Origin of the sequence: Azospirillum ramasamyi, from assembly GCF_003233655.1 — a bacterium.
Lineage (GTDB): Bacteria > Pseudomonadota > Alphaproteobacteria > Azospirillales > Azospirillaceae > Azospirillum > Azospirillum ramasamyi.
Window position 1 is genome coordinate 263,945 of sequence record NZ_CP029831.1, and the last position, 18,075, is coordinate 282,019.

15 protein-coding genes are annotated in these 18,075 nt (G+C 68.1%); 4 read left to right on the plus strand and 11 right to left on the minus strand.

Features of this window, described 5'->3' with window-relative positions:
• Nucleotides 1-180: 180 nt before the first annotated feature.
• From DM194_RS17730 to DM194_RS17750, 5 genes are all read right to left on the minus strand, one after another.
• Entirely contained in the window at nt 181-1,344 is a 1,164-nt protein-coding gene (locus DM194_RS17730) for an aminotransferase (protein WP_111068902.1), read from the minus strand.
• A 267-nt stretch (nt 1,345-1,611) separates the two neighbouring features.
• The gene (locus tag DM194_RS17735; protein WP_246024442.1) at nt 1,612-1,821 is read right to left on the minus strand and encodes a hypothetical protein; all 210 of its coding nucleotides are present in this window, start codon (nt 1,819-1,821) and stop codon (nt 1,612-1,614) included.
• A gap of 387 nt (nt 1,822-2,208) precedes the next feature.
• Complete coding sequence (locus DM194_RS17740; protein ID WP_111068903.1) at nt 2,209-2,688, minus strand: hypothetical protein; 480 nt, start codon at nt 2,686-2,688, stop codon at nt 2,209-2,211.
• A gap of 104 nt (nt 2,689-2,792) precedes the next feature.
• The gene (locus DM194_RS17745) at nt 2,793-4,568 is read right to left on the minus strand and encodes an SLC13 family permease (protein ID WP_111068904.1); all 1,776 of its coding nucleotides are present in this window, start codon (nt 4,566-4,568) and stop codon (nt 2,793-2,795) included.
• An 85-nt stretch (nt 4,569-4,653) separates the two neighbouring features.
• Nucleotides 4,654-6,690, minus strand: coding sequence for an AsmA family protein (locus DM194_RS17750; RefSeq protein WP_111068905.1), 2,037 nt, complete (start codon nt 6,688-6,690; stop codon nt 4,654-4,656).
• Nucleotides 6,691-6,912: 222 nt separating this feature from the next.
• Here DM194_RS17750 and DM194_RS17755 point away from each other — a divergent pair, with 222 nt between their 5' ends.
• The 3 genes from DM194_RS17755 to DM194_RS17765 are packed head-to-tail and all read left to right on the plus strand — an operon-like array spanning nt 6,913 to nt 9,733.
• Nucleotides 6,913-8,016, plus strand: a complete 1,104-nt coding sequence (locus DM194_RS17755) for a hypothetical protein (protein ID WP_111068906.1) — start codon at nt 6,913-6,915, stop codon at nt 8,014-8,016.
• Between the two features lie 2 nt (nt 8,017-8,018).
• Entirely contained in the window at nt 8,019-9,323 is a 1,305-nt protein-coding gene (locus DM194_RS17760; RefSeq protein WP_111068907.1) for a hypothetical protein, read from the plus strand.
• 35 nt (nt 9,324-9,358) lie between these two features.
• On the plus strand, nt 9,359-9,733 hold the full coding sequence (locus tag DM194_RS17765; RefSeq protein WP_111068908.1) for a hypothetical protein: 375 nt from the start codon (nt 9,359-9,361) through the stop codon (nt 9,731-9,733).
• A 37-nt stretch (nt 9,734-9,770) separates the two neighbouring features.
• On the opposite strand, the gene DM194_RS17770 is transcribed toward DM194_RS17765, so the two are convergent.
• The 4 genes from DM194_RS17770 to DM194_RS17785 form a co-directional block, all read right to left on the minus strand.
• Entirely contained in the window at nt 9,771-10,673 is a 903-nt protein-coding gene (locus tag DM194_RS17770; RefSeq protein WP_111068909.1) for a DMT family transporter, read from the minus strand.
• A 77-nt stretch (nt 10,674-10,750) separates the two neighbouring features.
• Nucleotides 10,751-11,953, minus strand: coding sequence for a CaiB/BaiF CoA transferase family protein (locus DM194_RS17775; protein ID WP_111068910.1), 1,203 nt, complete (start codon nt 11,951-11,953; stop codon nt 10,751-10,753).
• Between the two features lie 181 nt (nt 11,954-12,134).
• Complete coding sequence (gene gabT / locus DM194_RS17780) at nt 12,135-13,424, minus strand: 4-aminobutyrate--2-oxoglutarate transaminase (protein WP_111068911.1); 1,290 nt, start codon at nt 13,422-13,424, stop codon at nt 12,135-12,137.
• A gap of 23 nt (nt 13,425-13,447) precedes the next feature.
• Nucleotides 13,448-14,908, minus strand: coding sequence for an NAD-dependent succinate-semialdehyde dehydrogenase (locus DM194_RS17785; protein ID WP_176581459.1), 1,461 nt, complete (start codon nt 14,906-14,908; stop codon nt 13,448-13,450).
• Nucleotides 14,909-15,124: 216 nt separating this feature from the next.
• Between DM194_RS17785 and DM194_RS17790 the strand changes: the two genes are divergently transcribed.
• The gene (locus DM194_RS17790) at nt 15,125-15,691 is read left to right on the plus strand and encodes a cupin domain-containing protein (protein ID WP_111069215.1); all 567 of its coding nucleotides are present in this window, start codon (nt 15,125-15,127) and stop codon (nt 15,689-15,691) included.
• Nucleotides 15,692-15,840: 149 nt separating this feature from the next.
• Here DM194_RS17790 and DM194_RS17795 read toward each other — a convergent pair whose 3' ends face one another.
• Both DM194_RS17795 and DM194_RS17800 read right to left on the minus strand, forming a co-directional pair.
• The gene (locus DM194_RS17795; RefSeq protein WP_162630104.1) at nt 15,841-16,671 is read right to left on the minus strand and encodes an ABC transporter permease; all 831 of its coding nucleotides are present in this window, start codon (nt 16,669-16,671) and stop codon (nt 15,841-15,843) included.
• Nucleotides 16,668-17,918 (minus strand): ABC transporter permease, encoded by a 1,251-nt coding sequence (locus DM194_RS17800; protein ID WP_111069217.1) that lies wholly within the window; start codon nt 17,916-17,918, stop codon nt 16,668-16,670. The genes DM194_RS17795 and DM194_RS17800 overlap by 4 nt, the downstream gene beginning before the upstream one ends.
• Between the last annotated feature and the right edge of the window lie 157 nt (nt 17,919-18,075).

Genomic DNA, 18,075 nt, shown 5'->3' on the forward strand with positions numbered 1-18,075 from the left:
CCAAGCGGCTGGGGTTTCGCCATGGCTTTGCGGCGGGGGCGCGCAGATCGCTCCCGCCGCGGCAACGCCTGAAGCGAATTTGCATTCGCATTAAATCTAAATGACCTCGTTCGCCGGTCGGGCTTCGGCCGCATGAGCGGCCGGGCCGCCGTCGCGGTCCAAAACGGATTGCAGTCCGCTTCAGCTGTCCGAGAAGCGGTTGCGCAGGCGGGCGATGGCCTCGTCCAGCACCTCGTCCCGCTTCGAGAAGCAGAAGCGCACGACGCTGGCCGGCGCATTCTCCACGAAAAAGGCGCTGACCGGGATGGCGGCGACCTTCGCCTCCGCCACCAGCCAGCGGCAGAAGGCCTGATCGTCGCCGTCGAAGCCGAAGCGGCCGATGTCGGCGGCGACGAAATAGGTGCCGGCGCTGGGCAGCACGTCGAAACCGACGGAGGCGAGCCCGGCGGCCAGCCGGTCGCGCTTGGCCTGCAGCCCGGCGGCCAGCCCGGTGAAGTACCCCTCCTCCTTGCCCAGCCCGTAGGCGACGGCGGTCTGGAGGTTCGGCGGGGTGGTGAAGGTCAGGAACTGGTGGGCCTTGGCCACCGGCTGCAGCAGATGCGGGGCGGCGGTGACGTAGCCGACCTTCCATCCGGTCAGCGAGAAGGTCTTGCCGGCCGAGCCGATCTTCAGGCAGCGGTCGCGCATGCCCGGCAGGGTCATCAGCGGGATGTGGCGGCGGCCGTCGAAGACGATGTGCTCGTACACCTCGTCGCAGACCGCCAGCGCGTCATGGCGCTGGACGAACTCGGCGATCAGTTCCAGCTCCGCCCGGTCAAAGACCTTGGCCGCCGGGTTCAGCGGGTCGTTGATCAGCACCAGCTTGGTGCGCGGCGAGAAGGCGGCCTCCAGATCGGCGCGGCTGAAGCTCCAGTCCGGCGCCTTCAGCGAGACGAAGCGCGGCACGCCGCCGGCCAGCCGGACGATCGGCAGGTAGCTGTCGTACATCGGCTGGAACAGCACCACCTCGTCGCCCGGATTGATCAGGCCGAGCAGGCAGGCGGTCAGCGCCTCGGTGGCGCCGGAGGTGACCATCGTCTCGGTCTTCCAATCGACGTCGAGACCGTAGAAGCGCCGGGCGTGGGCGGCCAGCGCCTGCCGCAGGTCCGGGGTGCCCATCATCGACGGATATTGGTTCCAGCCCTGGAGCAGCGCGTCGGCCGCGGTCTGCAGCACGTCGGCCGGCCCACGGTCGTCGGGGAACCCCTGGCCCAGATTGATCGCGCCATGCTCCTCCGACAGGCGGGACATGACCTCGAAAATGGTGGTGCCATAGCTGGACAGCAGCGCGTTGCCCGACTTCACCGGAAAACCTCCTCATGCGAACGGACGCACAAGATGGATGCTGCGGGGCGGCGCTGTCCAGTACCCGCTTTCAAAGGCCACAAATCGGGCGGCCGACCGGACAAGTGGAACGTTTGAAACGGTGTGGAACGGCTTTTCGGGGATGTTCCACTGTTCAATTGCCCAGTTCGCCCGCGCAACCCGGCCCCCTCGCGATTGGGAATGGTGGCGTCCATTCCTAACACCTGGCGGGCCGGCGGGTAAGGGATTGCGGGAAAAAGCGGCGGATCAGCCGCGGTTCATCTTGCGCAGGCGGCGCTCGCGCAGCTTCAGGCGGATGCGCTCCACCGGGCTGAACACGCGGGGATAGCGGCGCTTGTTGCGCACGAACATACGGCGGGCGTCGGCGGAGTTGCGCAGCACGAGAATGCCGCCGAGCAGCATCACCGGCAGACCGCCGGGACCGGGGAGTGGCGCCAGCAGCAGGCCGAACAGCATGATGGTACATCCGGCGCCAATCAGTGCCAACTGGCGCACACGCGCGAGCGACAGCGTCTGGGCGGTATCGGGAGAACTCATCTTCGGTTCGCTAGGCTCCATGCTTCGGTTGGTCTGCATATGGGCCGGAAGGTGGTGCGCGAAAAGTCCCCCTCCCCTTGCGGGCGACGGGAAGCAGCGTCACGGGGTAGCCCAGTACCGGAGACAAGGATTTCTACGGCCGGCACTCCCGAAGGCAGGGTTCCAGCCGGCTTGAGGGCTTATCGGCAAAGCGCTCCAGAGCCCTGCCTGCGCGGGGATTACCGGAAGTCCCCTTCGATCCACACTCTCAACGAGGCATGAGGGCTCGTATGGGCCGTCGCGATGAAACGGAAAAGGCCCCACCCCTCAATGCAGCGTCCGCACCGGCCCCGGACGGGTGCCGCGAAGGCGGGCGGGGTCGAGGCGGCTGAGGGCGGCGTCTCGCTCGGCGGGCTTGGGTTCCCAGCCGAATTCGCGGATCAACTGGTCGCGGGCGGCACCGGCCCGCCGGGACAGCCGGTCGAAATCCTCCGGCCCGGCATCCCGCGGGGGCTGGGGGCAGCGGCGGTCGGCGCAGCTTTCCAGCATCAGGCGGATCATCCGCTCGCGCTTTGCGGCGTCGACATAGCCCATCTGGTCGAAATACAGCTTGGTGAAGGCCAGTTCGGTGACGCGGGCATGGCTCTTGCGGTCGCCGACGATCACCGCGGCCACGAGTTCCACGCAGCGGCCGGCGAAATGCGGCAGCGGGGCCGTGCCGTCGTCGGCACGGTCGAGCAGGCTGCTCGGCAGATCGACCAGCCGGCCGGTCACGTCCTTCACCAGATAGCGGCGCCACACCGACATTTCCGCCTCCCGTCAGGCTTTTGCCTTCGACGGGAAGCCTACACCAGACGGCGGGAGGACGGAACCGCCCGCGCGTTATAAGATCATGGGAACATGCCGGATTCTCAATGCGGCACCAATGGCCAGAACAAAGTGATGGCAGCCGTCCCAAGAATTACAACCATGATCGACAGCGGCAGACCCAGCCGCCAGTAGTCGCCGAAGCGGTAGCCGCCCGGCCCCATCACCAGCGTGTTGCACTGATGCCCGATGGGGGTGAGGAAGTCGCAGCCCGCCCCGATGGCCACCGCCATCAGGAAAGCGTCCGGCCGAAGGCCGAGATGGGTGGCGAGGGCGGCGCCGATGGGCGCCATCACCAGCACGGTCGCGGCATTGTTCAGGAAAGGCGTCACCGCCATCGCCGCCACCATGATCATGGCCAGCGCGCCGACCGGCGGCATTCCCTGCGACGCCTCCGACAGCAAACCGGCGATCAGTTCGCTGCCGCCGGTGGTGCGCAGGGTCTCGCTGACCGGAATCAGGGAGCCGAGCAGGACCAGGATCGGCCATTCCACCGACTCGTAGGCCTCGCGCAGGCTGACCACCTTCATCGCCATCATCGCCACCGCCGCCCCGAAGAAGGCGATGGCGACCGGAACCAGCCCGGTGGCGACCAGCACCACGGTCAGCACGAGAACGGCGACCGCCGCCGCGCGCTTGGGCGTGCGGCCGATGGCGAGGTCGCGCTCGGCCAATGGCAGGCAACCCAGTTCGGCCAGCGTGTCGGACATGGAGGCCTTCCGGCCCTGCAGGACGACCAGATCGCCCGACTGCAGGCGGACACGGCGCAGCCGCTGGCGAATCGGCCGCCCGCGCCGGCTGATCGCCAGCAGGTTGGCGCCGAAGCGCTCGCGCAGGTTCACCTCCTCGATGCTGTGGCCGATCATGGCGGAGCGCTGTTCCACCACCGCCTCGACCACGGCGATCTCGTCGCCCTTCTCGACCCCCTGAAGATCCTTTTCATCGACCATCTTCAGGCCGGCGCGCTTGACCAGTTCGGCCAGCGCCGTGGTGTCGCCCTCCAGCACCAGGATATCGTCGGCATACAGCACCCAATGGCCCGACGGCACATAGCGGCGGTACTTCTCGCGCACGATGGCGGCAAGCGTGATCTCGCCTTCGCCGAGCGCCTCCAGCTCCGCGACCGTGCGGCCGACGAACTGGGAACCGGCGGGCAGCCTCGCCTCCGCCGTGTAGTCGTCGATGTTGAAGGCCGGGCCGGCCGCCGCGGCCCGCCCCTTGGGCAGCAGCCGGTAGCCGACCGCGAGGAAGGCGACGCCGAACACCGCGATCACCAGCCCGACCGGCGTGAAGTCGAACATGCGGAAGGGTTCGCCGGTCATCTCGGCGCGGACGCGCGACACGATGATGTTGGGAGAGGTGCCGACCAGCGTCATCAGCCCGCCCAGCAGCGACCCGAAGGCCATCGGCATCAGCAGCATCGACACCGGCGTGCCGGTACGCCGCGCCACCTGCAGGGCGATCGGCATGAAGATGGCGAGAGCGCCGATGTTCTTGACGATGGCCGAGAGCAGCGTGACCGCCCCGGCGAGGATGACGACCTGCGCCCACACCGTCGACATGCGCGACGCCAGCGGGCGCATTGCCGCCTCCACCGCCCCCGAACGGCCGATGGCGGCGCTGACCACGAGGGCGGAGCCGACGATGATGACGATGTCGTCGGAAAAGCCCTGAAAAGCCTCTTTGGCCGGAACGATCCCCACCGCCACCGAGGCGAGCAGGGCAATCATGCCGACGAGATCGTAACGCAGCCGGTCCCAGATCAGCAGCGCGATCACCGCGCCGATGATGCCGAACGATAACATCTGGTCAAAGGTCATTGGGCGGGGCGGCGTCCTTCCTGTTCATGCTCCGGGGCTGCCCCGTGGTCGGGGGCGCCGGACAGAAAGAACCCGAAGCGGGCGGTCAGCGCGCCGAACCCGACGCCTTTCCCTCACCACGGCCATTGCCCGACCTGCCGGACGCCGGCGCTCCCTTTTCGGGGGAGCGGGCGTCCCGCACCAGCCGGCCACACTGTGGCTGCTCATCACTGCCTGGGTCAAGGAAGGGCAGCACGCCGGCCAGCGGAGTCAGCAGCACGCCCAGCGCCACCGCCGCGGCGCCGCGGGCCGCCGACTCGGTGGGATCGACGCCGATGTCGGGATCGCCCAGCGTGCCGCCGACCAGCACCGGCACATGGGTGGCGAACACCTGCGGCGATTTGGAATCGCCGACGATCCGCAGGTCGAGCCCCTCGTTGCGCAGGCTGATCGTCCCCTTGCCGGTGACCAGGGTTTCGGGCGTGTCCAGCACCAGCGCCTCGGCGCGGGCGATGCCCTTCTCCACCGACAGGTTGCCGACCAGGCAGTTGAAGGGCAGCGGCTCCGACCCGGAGATCACCACGCCCAGCGTCTCCAGGATGTTGGTCTTCAGCCCCTTGACCGCGAGGCTGGTGACCCGCCCGCCGTCGACCGAGACGCCGACCTTGCCGTCGGAGGTCGCCAGCAGGTCGGCCACCGTGTTGCCGCTGCCGGCCAGCTGGATGCGGCCGGCCACCGTGCCGCCGATCTGCCCGGCGAAGGAGGTTTCGCTGAAGAAGGTCGACAGCTTCACGGCGCGGACGTCCAGGTTGGTGCGCAGGGCCGGAACCTTGCGGCTGCCGTCCACCTGCACCATGCCGGCGATCCGCCCGCCGCCGATGCCCAGCGACAGCGGATCGAAATGCAGGTCGCCGTTCGTCAGCTTGACGCGCATGTCCAGATCCTGGAGCGGCGTGAAGGGCGCCTCGACCCGCTTGCCGCGCAGCCGGACATCCATGTCGGTGTTGCGCAGCTTCTCCACGTTGATCGGGGTGGACGGAATGACCCGGTTGTTGCCGCGGGTCGGGTAATCGTCGCTGCCGCGCGGCGAGGCGCCGACGAGGCCGGCCAGATCCTGCGCCGCCAGCCGGTTGGAGGTGAGGTCGGCCTTCACCATCGGCCGTTCGCCGTTGGTGTCGACCGACAGGTCGCCGGACAGGTCGCTTTCGCCGACCTTGCCGTTCATGCGGTGGAAGGCCCACAGGCCCCCTTCGCGCGACAGGTGGCCGGAGATGGAATAGGGGCGCGTCTTCGGCGTCGGGATGCCGAGGATCGGGAAGATTTCCGCCAGATCGTTGCCGCTGAGCGCCACCGACAGGTCGATGCCCTCCATCTTCACCGGCTCCGCCACCGAGCCTTCGATGCGGCCCTCGGTCTTGCCGATGGCGGCCTCGATCTTCATCGGATAGGGCTTGGGATCGTCGCGCAGGTAGAGCAGCGAGCCGCCCTCCGCCGCCAGGGTGAAGGGCTTTCCGGCGAAGCTGCCCTTGCCGTCCAGCCGCACAGTGTCGACGTCGTTGCCGCCGGTGGCGGTGTTGATGGTGTTGTCGATGTCGATGTCGCTGGTGGGGTCGCGGTAGCGCAGCCGGCCGTCGGCGATCACCAGCCGCTCGATCACCGGGATGTCGCCGCGGTCGTCGGGGGTCGCGGCCTCCTTCGCCACCTCCTTTTCCGCATTGGGCGGGCCGAAATTCCAATTGGCCTCGCCCTGCCCGTTCTTCTCCAGGATCAGCTTGGGGCCCTGGAACTTCAGTTCCGGCAGCTCCCAGTCGCCGCGGAGCAGGGGCCAGGGCCGCAGCGTGGCGTCCAGCGCCTGGATCGCCACCATGTCCTTTTCTCCGCCCTGCTCCCGCGCCCATTGGGCATTGGCGACGCGCAGGCCTTCGACATGGATGCGGATCGGATTGCCGAGATGGACGCGCAGGTCGCCGTCGATGGCGACCTCGCGGTTCAGCGCGGCCGAGGCCCGGCCGGCGACGAAGCCGCGGGCATCGTTCCAGTCGAACAGCAGCAGAAACGCGCCGACGCCGACGACGGCGAGACCGACCAGACCCAGCAGGCCGTAGCCGATCCATTTGAACACCGACCCCGCTCCCGCTGCCATGCCTCCGGCCCTCCCGAAAATCATCCTTTCCCTGTCAACGGATGGCGGGGCTGAACGGCGAAGGGGCGAAGCCGGGATTACCGCAAGAGAGCCCCTCGCCTAACTCGAAGGTTATAGAATTGCCATGTCGCTTATATTGGATTTAACGCAAAATTCAGGTTCCTCGGGCCGTAATCCGATGATCCGGTTCGACACTCCCTGGCAGCCACGGCCGCAGACACGATGCGCTCCCTTACCAACTTCGCCCCATCCACCTTCGAGGAACGCGGTGCCGCGGTGGCCTTCACCACGCCGGTCCTGGCCCAGACACGGGTGCGCAAGGACAGCCGCGACCAGCTGGAGGTCCTGGTGCCCAACCTGTCGGAAGGGCGCGGCGTCTATGTGGTGCCGTGGAAGTCGCTGCCGCTGGCCTTCCCGATGACCGTGCACGACCGCATGCTGCACGACCTGATCGCCAAGGCCGATGGCTGCTCCCCCGACGACGTCCGCAAGGCGGTGCTGGAGGCGGCGCGCTGCGGCCTTGCCGGCGCCGGCGCCGTGGCGGCGGCGGAAGCGGCGCTGGGCGACGACGAGGAGCAGCGGCTTCTGATCAATTATCAGCTGATCGTCGAGGCGCTAAAGGCGGTCGGCCTGGAATCGACCGAGATACTGCGCGTCGGCCTGACCTCCGCCGAGGGGCAGAAGCTGACCCGCGACCTGATGATGAAGGCGGCGCAGCGCCTCGGCCTGGAGCCGACCGAGCTCTATGGCCGCATCGCCGAGTTGGCGGTGCTGATGGAATCGATCGGGGTCGCCGCCTCACCCAAGCCGGCGCGGCTGCGGCGGCTGATGCGCGACCTGCAGGGTTTCCGCGACAGCATGACCGACTGGGCCACCGACAACGTGTCGGAAGCGGCCCCCATCGGCGGCTTCTGCGCCGAGGTGGCGGAGCACACGGTCAACCACGCCCGCAACGTCATCGGCCAGCTCGATCAGGCGATGGCCTCCTTCGAGACGCTGCTGCGCCAGTGGGAGACCAAGCGGCCGCAGATCCGCAAGGCGTCCAGCCGGCTGTCCTGGCTGCTGGACGGCTGGGAATACCTGATCCTGCTGTGGAGCGACGCGCTGACCCAGGACCGCTACTCCCAGGACATGGCCGTCCACGACATCTTCCGCGTCATTCCGCTGCTGCCCCGCGACGAGGAGCGGATCAACCAGTCGCTGATGGCCGACAAGCTGCACGCCAGCCAGAAGCGGTCGGTGCGCGCCTATGTCGACTGGCGCAGCGGCCAGCTCGACGTCGATCTCGTCATGCGGATCGAGACGCTCAAAGGGAAGGCGGCCTGACCATGGAGATGAGGGATCTGGTCGCGCTGGGCGACAGGCTTCTGGAAATCGACGAAGCCAAGTTCCGTCAGGTGGTCGATCTGCTGGAGCAGATGAACGAGCATCCCGACATCCAGCGCACCATCGCCGCCATCCGCCCCCGGCTGGTCGAGCTGCGGCTGCACCGCCGGCCCACGCTGAAGCGCCTGTTCTGCGACCCGTTCGAGGATCTGTTCGAAGCGTTGGGCAAGGCCGACCCGGTGCCGCTGAGCGTGATCGAGCGGTCGCTGATGAACAGCCTGTGGCCGCTGGTGGAGGCCGAGATCGGCAAGGACCGGCTGCGCGGCTTCCGCCCCGCCCTGCAGGACGGGCCGCAGCGCAAGGCGCTGACGGAAGCCTTCTGGGCGGAATGCGGCGCGGCGGTGACCCGGATCGCCGAGGGCATGGTCGCCGGCCATAACAGCGCGCTGGATTTGCGGTTGAACCCGGCGCGGATGCGGGCGCTGACCGACATCGCCACCATCCTGTCCATCGCGCCCGAGGTGACGGAGATGAAGGCGGCGTTGTCGCCCAAGCCGGTGGCGAAGCTGCACGCCGACCATGTCGAGGCGATCCAGGCGGTCGGCCGCCGCGTCTCCCGCGCCCAGCCGGAGGCGCTGAAGATCTTCGTCCTGATCGCCACATCGCGGCTCAGCGACCCGACGGTGCTGCTGAGCGGCTTGTGGGACATGGATCTGGGGCAGAAATCGGCCGACCGCGCCGCCCTGTTCATGGCGCTGAGCGGAACGGTGGTCGCCCAGATGGAGGACCGTTCGCGCGCCTTCCAGAGCACCTCCGGCACCGGCACCGACCGCATGGCGGCGGCCGATCTGGCGCTCGGCCTCGTCGCCAGCCTGGACGCCACCCGCGCTGCGATGGAGCACAGCCGCAACAAGGAGTTCGACCAGCGGCTGAAGGAAGTCCGCAACTCGGTCCACGCCATGGTGAAGACCCAGGTCCTGCAGGACGCCGACGCCGGCATCGTCGCCGCCATCGGCGCGCTGGACGGCGGCAGCGAAGGACGGGCCCAGCTGGCCCAGGCGGAGAACCAGGCGCGGGCTTTGCGCAAATGCGCGACCATAGCCGATTCGCTGGGCCTGCGCGGCGAGTTGCGGGAGATGACCCGGAAGACCACCGCCTCGCTGACGGAAAAGGCGCAGCAGGCGCTGGCCGGCCCCGCCGGCAACGCGCGCACCGGCTATACCGCCATCCGCATGATCGAACTGATTGCCGGCCCCGCCGAAGCGAATAAGATCATGGACGGGATCATGAACGGCGGCCGGCGTTGAGTGTGCGGGCTGCCGGCGGTTTGGAGGATCGGGAGATGGGAGCGGGATACACCGGCTGGGAACTGCCTGCGGAGGAGCGCGGCCGGCTGCTGGCCCTGATCCCGCAGCGCTATGAGCGGCTCGTCGCCGACCATGTGACCCAGAGCTTCGGCGCCGGCCGGGATGAGCCGCTGCCCACGGCCACCGAGGCGGAGGTGATCGGCTGCGCCGACGACGGCGAGGGGGTTCAGGCGGTCGTCGTCGCCATCGACGGCACCAGCGACCGGCCCGACGGCTCCACCTACCACATCACATGGTCGCTGGAGCGCAACCGCCGCGCGGTGGAGTCAAACGACGTCATCCGCGACTATGGCTGGCGCCCGCTGGAGCCGGTGACGGTCAGGCTGGTGCCGCGGTTCTTCGGGCAGTGAGGAGGGGGGCAGTGATTTTCGGGCGGTGAGGCGCCCCTCACGGCACCTCCGCCACCCCTTCCGCCGCGACGCCGCGCTTGAGGCGCTGTTCGCGGTAGACGATGAACAGGCCGCTGCCGATGATCAGCGCGGCCCCCAGCCCGATGCGGGCGGTCGGCGCGGTGCCCCAGACGGCGAAGTCGAGGATCACCGCCCACAGGATCGCCACATACTGGAACGGCACCACCACCGCGGCCGGGCTGAGTTGCAGCGAGCGGTTCATCATGGCGTGGCCGGCCAGCGCGGTGATGCCCAGCAGTCCCAGCAGGAAGAAGCCGAGCCAGCCCGGCGCCGACCAGGACCAGGGCAGCGCCGCGCCGCCGATCAGGACGCCGCCGACCATCTGGTTGCCGACCAGCGTCAGGCTGGAGGCGGAGCGCAGGACGCGGGTGGAGATCACGCCGGCGGAGAAGATCACCGCACCCAGCAGCGCCACCAGCGACGGCCACAGGTCGAAGCGGCCGGTCGGGTTCAGCACGATGACGACGCCGACGAACCCCACCAGCACCGCCGCCCAGCGGCGCCAGCCCACGCTTTCCCCCAGGACCAGCACCGACAGCGCGGTGACGATCAGCGGCGCCGACATGTAGATGGTCATCACGTCGGCCAGGGGCAGATAGCCGACCGCCCAGTAGAAGCAGGCGACGTCCACCGTCATCAGGAAGACGCGCAGGATGTGCAGCGGCAGCCGGTCGACGGCGAAGACCCTCGCCACGCCCTCGCGCCAGATCATCGGCGCCAGCACCGCCAGCCCGAACAGGCTGCGCACGGCGATCAGCATTGCGACGGAATGGTCGGCCACCAGCCACTTGCCGAGCGCGTCGTTCAGCGTGAAAAGCGTCATCCCGCCCAGCATCATCAGGATGCCGAGGCGGGTGTCGGTCGCGGGTGCCGCGGTCATGGGTTCGCCCGGAGATGGTTGGAGGCGTGATCGATGGGGCGGCAGAGTAGCGTAAGCGCCGCCCGGCTTTCACATCCTCAGATCACACCCCTGTCCCGCAATACGGCGATATCGGCCTCGCTCAGGCCGAGCGATTCCGCCAGCACGGCGTCGGTGTGCTGACCCAGCGTCGGCGGAGCGGTGTCGTGGACCAGCGGCGTGCCGCTGTAGCGGATCGGGCTCGCCACCGTCGGCACGCTGCCCTGGGTCGGGTGCGGCAGATCCTGGTGGATGTTGCGGGCCTTCACCTGCGGGTCTTCGAACACCGCGGTCAGGTCGTTGATCGGGCCGCAGGGAACGCCGACCTGCTCCAGCGCGGCGAGCCAGTCCTGGCTGTCGCGGGTGCGGATCAGATCCTCCAGCAGGGCCACCAGTTCCTTGCGGTTGGCGACGCGGGCCGGGTTGGTGGCGTAGCGTTCGTCCTTGGCCAGTTCGGGACGGCCGGCGACCGCGCAGAACTTGGCGAACTGGCCGTCGTTGCCGACCGCCAGGATGATGTGGCCGTCGCGGGTGGCGAAGGCCTGATAGGGCACGATGTTCGGGTGGGCGTTGCCGAGCCGCTGCGGCGCCTTGCCGCCGACCAGACAGTTCATCGCCTGGTTCGCCAGCACCGCCACCTGCACGTCGAGCAGCGCGAGGTCGACCTGCTGCCCCTCGCCGGTGCGGTCGCGGTGGGCCAGCGCGCCCATGATGCCGATGGTGGCGTAGAGGCCGGTGAAGATGTCGGTCACGGCGACGCCGACCTTGACCGGTCCGCCGCCCGGCTCGCCGTCGGGCTGGCCGGTGATGCTCATCAGCCCGCCCATGCCCTGGATCATGAAGTCGTAGCCGGCGCGGTTGCGGTACGGCCCGGTCTGGCCGAAGCCGGTGATCGAGCAATAGACCAGACGCGGGTTGACCGCCTTCAGGCTCTCATAGTCGAGGCCGTACTTGACCAGCCCGCCCACCTTGAAATTCTCGATGACGACGTCGGCCTGGGCGGCGAGCTTGCGGACGAGTTCCTGCCCCTCCGGCCGTTCGAAGTCGATGGTGATGGAGCGCTTGCCCCGGTTGGTCGACAGGAAATAGGCCGACTGGTCGCCGGCCCAGGGCGGCCCCCAGGCGCGGGTATCGTCGCCGGCACCCGGCCGTTCCACCTTGATCACGTCGGCGCCGAGATCGGCCAGCGTCTGCGCCGACCACGGCCCGGCGAGAACGCGCGACAGTTCCAGCACCCGGATGTGCGACAAGGGTCCGGCCAAGGTGTGTTCCTCCTGTTGATTTTTTATAGCCCTCTCCCGTCCCGGGAAAGGGAGGGCCCCGCCGAAGGCGGGAGGGTGTGGGGTGGTCCGAACATGGATTCCATATCCTCGGATTACCCCTCACCCTTCCCAAGCTTCGCTTTGGCCCCTTCCCTCTCCCGGGGCGGGAGAGGGAGTCAGGTTACGCCGACACCAGTTCTTCCAGCGAGCGCTCGATGATGTCCAGGCCTTCGTCGACCAGGGCATCGGAGGCGGTCAGCGGGACCAGGACGCGGATGACGTTGGCGTAGGTGCCGCAGGACAGCAGGATCAGGCCCTTCTCCGCAGCCTTGGCGACCAGCGCCTTGGTCAGGTCGGCGGCCGGCTCCTTGGTCTCGCGGTCGGTCACCAGCTCCATGGCGATCATGGCGCCCAGGTTGCGGACGTCGCCGATCACCGACAGGCTGTTGCGCTGGGCCATGGCGCGGAAGCGGCCGGCGATGCGCTCACCGAGCTTCTCGGCGCGCTCGATCAGCTTCTCTTCCTCGATGACGTCGATGACGGCCAGCGCCGCGGTCGTCGCCAGCGGGCTGCCGGCATAGGTGCCGCCGAGGCCGCCGGGGATCGGCGCGTCCATCAGGGCGGCCTTGCCGGTGACGGCGGACAGCGGGAAGCCGCCGGCCAGGCTCTTGGCCATGGTGACGAGGTCCGGCTCGATCCCGGCATGCTCGACGGCGAACATCTTGCCGGTGCGGGCGAAGCCGGTCTGGATCTCGTCGACGATCATGACGATGCCGTGCTTGTCGCAGACCGCGCGGATCGCCTGCAGGAAGGACGGGCTGGCGATGTTGAAGCCGCCCTCGCCCTGCACCGGCTCGATGATGATGGCGGCGACGCGGCTGGCGTCGACGTCGGCCTTGAACAGGGTGTCCAGCGCCTTCAGGCTCTCCGCCTCGCTGATGCCGCGATAGGCGTTGGGGAACGGCACATGGAAGATTTCGGCCGGGAAGGGACCGAAGCCGACCTTGTAGGGCACGACCTTGCCGGTCAGGCCCATGGTCAGCAGCGTGCGGCCGTGGAAGCCGCCGGAGAAGGCGACCACGCCGGGACGGCCGGTGGAGGCGCGGGCGATCTTGACGGCGTTTTCCACCGCCTCGGCGCCGGTGGTGAAGAAGGCGGTCTTCTTCGGCGTCGGGCCGGGGACCAGCGCGTTCAGCTTCTCCGCCAGTTCGACGAAGCTGTCATACGGCGTGACCATCGCGCAGGTGTGGGTGAAGCGCTCCATCTGGCCCTTCACCGCCTCCATCACCTTCGGGTGACGGTGGCCGGTATTCAGCACGGCGATGCCGCCGGCGAAGTCGATGAAGCGCTTGCCCTCGACGTCCCACATCTCGGCGTTTTCAGCGCGGTCGATGTAAAAGGGCATGCCGGCGGAAATACCACGGGAAACGGCAGCCTCGCGACGGGCGACGAACGACTGGTTGGTGCTCATTCTTGCTCTTCCTTTAACGACGGTCAGGCGCCGAGGCCGACGCAGAGATACTTGACTTCCATGAAATCATCGAGGCCGTACTTGGAGCCTTCGCGGCCGATGCCGGACTCCTTGACGCCGCCGAAGGGGGCGACTTCGGTCGAGATGATGCCTTCGTTGATGCCGACGATGCCGTATTCCAGCTTTTCCGCCACGCGCCAGACGCGGCCGATGTCGCGGCTGTAGAAATAGGCGGCGAGACCGAATTCGGTGTCGTTCGCCATGCGGATGGCGTCCTCTTCCGTCTCGAACTTGAACAGCGGGGCGACCGGGCCGAAGATCTCCTCGCGGGCGACGCGCATCTCGGTGGTGATGCCGGTCAGGATCGTCGGCTCGAAGAAGGTGCCGCCCAGCGCGTGGCGCTTGCCGCCGACCGCGACCTTGGCGCCCTTCTCCAGAGCGTCGCCCATCAACTCTTCCACCTTGGCGACGGCATCGGCGTTGATCAGCGGACCCTGGGTGACGCCGGCCTCCGCGCCGTTGCCGACCTTCAGCGCCTTGACGGCCTCGGCCAGCTTGGCGGCGAAGGCGTCATAGACGCCGGCCTGTACCAGCAGGCGGTTGGCGCAGACGCAGGTCTGGCCGGCGTTGCGGTACTTCGACGCCATGGCGCCCTTGACCGCCTCGTCCAGGTCGGCGTCGTCGAAGACGATGAAGGGGGCGTTGCCGCCCAGTTCCAGCGACACCTTCTTGACCGTGCTGGCCGACTGCCGCATCAGCAGCTTGCCGACCTCGGTCGAGCCGGTGAAGCTGACCTTGCGGACGATCGGGCTGTGGGTCAGCTCGTTGCCGATGGCGACCGGGTCGCGGCCCATCACGATGTTGAAGACGCCGGCGGGGAAACCGGCGCGCTCGGCCAGTTCGGCCAGCGCCAGGGCCGACAGCGGGGTGTCCTCGGCCGGCTTGACCACCACGGTGCAGCCGGCGGCCAGGGCCGGGGCGACCTTGCGGGTGATCATGGCGTTCGGGAAGTTCCAGGGCGTGATCGCCGCGACGACGCCGATGGCTTCCTTCAGGACGACGATGCGCTTGTTGGCGGCGAAGGACGGGATCACGTCGCCATAAGCGCGCTTGCCCTCTTCCGCGAACCACTCGATGAAGGATGCGCCGTAGACGACCTCTCCGCGGGACTCGGCCAGGGGCTTGCCCTGCTCGGCGGTCATCAGCTGGGCCAGATCCTCCTGCGCGGCGAGGATCAGGTCGTACCAGCGGCGCAGGATCGCCGCGCGCTCCTTGGCGGTCTTGGCCTTCCAGGCCGGCAGGGCGGCGTTGGCGGCATCGATCGCCTCGCGCGTCTCGGCGGCGCCCATGTCGGACACTTCGGCGATGACGGCGCCGGTGGCGGGGTTGGTGACCGGGAAGCTCTTCCCGGAATCGGCCGCGCGCCACGCACCATTCACGTAGCCTTTGCTTCGGAGAAGGCCCTGGTCGTTCAACGACAGCATGTTCGATCCGCCCTGGATGAAGGATTGTGGAACCGTCCGGCCGCGCCCGGCGGATTTCCCTTTTTCATCAAGGGCTTCCTGCCGGGGGCCTGGACCATGGAAAGAAGCGTACCATGTTTAATAAATTAAACAACCCCTGTTTAACTGTTCATATTCTGATGACGGGGTTGCGTTAATGGGATATTGGCTAGACGGGTGTGGAGCAGGAGTCCGATGATGGAATTCGACGTCGGCGCAAGGCTGAAGCAGATCCGCGAACAGCATGGGCTGTCCCAGCGGGCGCTCGCCCAGCGAGCCGGAGTGACCAACGGTACAATTTCCCTGATCGAGCAGAACCGCAGCAGCCCGTCGGTCTCCTCGCTGCGCAAGGTGCTCCAGGGCATCCCGATGACCCTTGCCGAATTCTTCTCCTCCGACGACCTGCCGCCGCCCGAGCAGATCTTCTTCAAGGACGACGAACTGATCGAACTGGCCGGCGAGCTGAAGGGCACCGTCGGCCAGATCTCCTTCCGGCAGGTGGGCGACCTGCGCAGCCGGAACCTGCAGATCCTCCACGAACGCTACGCCCCCGGCGCCGACACCGGCCGCACCATGCTCCAGCACGAATCGGAAGAGGGCGGCATCGTCATCAAGGGACAGATCGAGCTGACGGTGGGGGAGCGCAAGCAGCTGCTCGGCCCCGGCGACGCCTATTTCTTCGACAGCCGCGTGCCCCATCGGTTCCGCAACGTCGGCGAGGAGGAGTGCGAACTGATCAGCGCCTGCACGCCGCCGTATCTGTGAGCGGGTGAGCGGGGGCCGAGGCCCCCTCCCCTCCCCCGCCTTCGGCGGCAGAGGGATTTAATTGCGGAGCGCGGCAGTCCCCTCTCCCTCGAAGAGGGGAGGGTCAGGGAGGGGCACCAGTACGAGCCCCTCCCCCTCATACCAGCCCCCTACCCCGCATTCCCCTTCAGCCGCTCGTTGCGGCGGCGCAGCAGTTCCAGCGTCGACAGCATGCACACCGAGATCACCGTCAGCACCACCGCCACCGCGGTGATGGTGGGGCTGATGTTCTCGCGGATGCCGCTGAACATCTCACGCGGCAGGGTGCGCTGCTCCGGCCCGGCGAGGAAGAGGACCGTCACCACCTCGTCGAAGCTGGTGGCGAAGGCGAACAGCGCGCCAGACGCCAGACCCGGCAGGATCAGCGGCAGGATCACCTTGCGGAAGGTGAGCAGCGGCGGCGCGCCGAGCGAGGCGGCGGCGCGGGCCAGCGTCATGTCGAAGCTCTGCAGCGTCGCCGACACGGTGATGACGACGAAGGGGGTCGCCAGCGCGGTGTGGACCAGGATCAGGCCCAGATAGTTGCCGGTCAGACCCAGCGGCGCGAAGAAGAAATAGACGCCGACCGCGGTGATGACGACCGGGACCACCATCGGCGACAGCACGACGGCCAGCACCAGCGGCTTCCACTTGCTCTTCCACTGGGCCAGTCCCAGCGAGGCCAGCGTGCCCAGCACCATCGACAGGACCGCCGAGGCCACGCCGATGATCATGCTGTTCTTCAGCGCGTTCATCCAGCGCGCGGAACCGAGGAAATCCTCGTACCAGCGCAGCGAGAGGCCCGGCAGCGGATAGGTCAGATAGGTGCTGGAGCTGAAGGACAGCGGCACGATCGCCAGGATCGGCGCCATCAGGAAGAACAGCACCAGCGTGCCGACGACGACCGTCGTGATCCAGGCGATGCGCTGGCTGGCGGTCTGGGGGGAATGGTTCGCGCTCAATTCTTCAGACCTCCCGTCGTCTGGCGGCCGAGCGCCAGCTTGCCATAGAGCAGCGCCAGCACCAGCGTGGCCAGCAGCAGCACCGCGCCCAACGCCGCGGCGAGGCCCCAGTTGACCGTTTCCGTGGTGTAGAAGGCGATGAAGGACGAAATCATCTGGTCTGCCGCGCCGCCGACCAGCGCCGGCGTGATGTAGTAGCCGATGGCCAGGATGAAGACGAGCAGGCAGCCGGCGCCGATGCCCGGAATGGTCTGCGGCAGGTAGATGCGCAGGAAGGCGGAGACCGGCGGCGCGCCCAGCGAGGCGGCGGCCCGCATATAGGCCGGCGAGATGCCGCGCATCACGCTGTACAGCGGCAGGATCATGAAGGGCAGCAGCACATGGGTCATCGCCATGTAGACGCCGAAGCGGTTGTAGATCAGCCGCACCGGTTCCTCGATGATGCCGAGCCATTGCAGGGAGCCGTTGACGATGCCCTCGCTCTGCAGGATCACGATCCAGGCGCAGGTGCGCACCAGCAGCGAGGTCCAGAAGGGCAGCAGCACGAAGATCATCAGCAGGTTCGACCGGCCGGTCGGCAGGTTCGCCAGCATGTAGGCGACCGGGAAGCCCAGGAGCAGGCAGAGCGCGGTGACGCCGAAGCCGATCTCGAAGGTGCGCAGGAAGATGTCGCGGTAGATCGACTGGTCCGCCGGAGCGTGGACGATGGCGCCGTCCGCGTCGCGGGTCAGATCGACCGCGGCCAGCAGGTAATAGCTGGTGACCGGGCCGCTGGCGCTCTTGATCGCCGTCCAGCTCTCGCGCTCGCCCCAGGCCGGCGAGATCTCGATCATCGTCGCCTTGGCGGTGCCGGGAGCGGGCTGCTCCTTCAGCCTGCGGCCGGTCGACAGCAGGGTGGTGCGGAAGCCGTTGACGACGTAGTTCAGCCGCTTGGCGGCGACGGCCAGCGTTCCGGCCTCGCGCGCGGCGAGGATGTCGGCGGCGAGCGCGGCGAAGGCGGCCTCGTCGGGCAGGCCCTGGCCGCTCCACTGCTCCAGCGCCGCCACGGTCTGCGGCATCACCTGCGGCACTTCCCAATCGTCCACCGACTTCCAGATCATGCCGGCGAGCGGCACGACGAAGGTGAACAGCAGGAAGGCCAGCAGCGGCAGCACCAGACCCAGCGCACGGAACTGCCGGGCCCGCTCGGCCCGTTTCAATCGACGCTTCAACGGCACGTCGGCGCCGGCAACGAAGGCGGCTGTCATCGGCATTGTCCTGTTGGAAAGTCCTTTCCCTCTCCCGCCCCGGGAGAGGGGGGCGCCATAGGCGCCGGGTGAGGGGTAATCCAAGGAACCATGCGGTTCGGGATTCCTGCGTTGCCCCTCACCCTTCCCAAGCTATGCTTGGGCCCCTTCCCTCTCC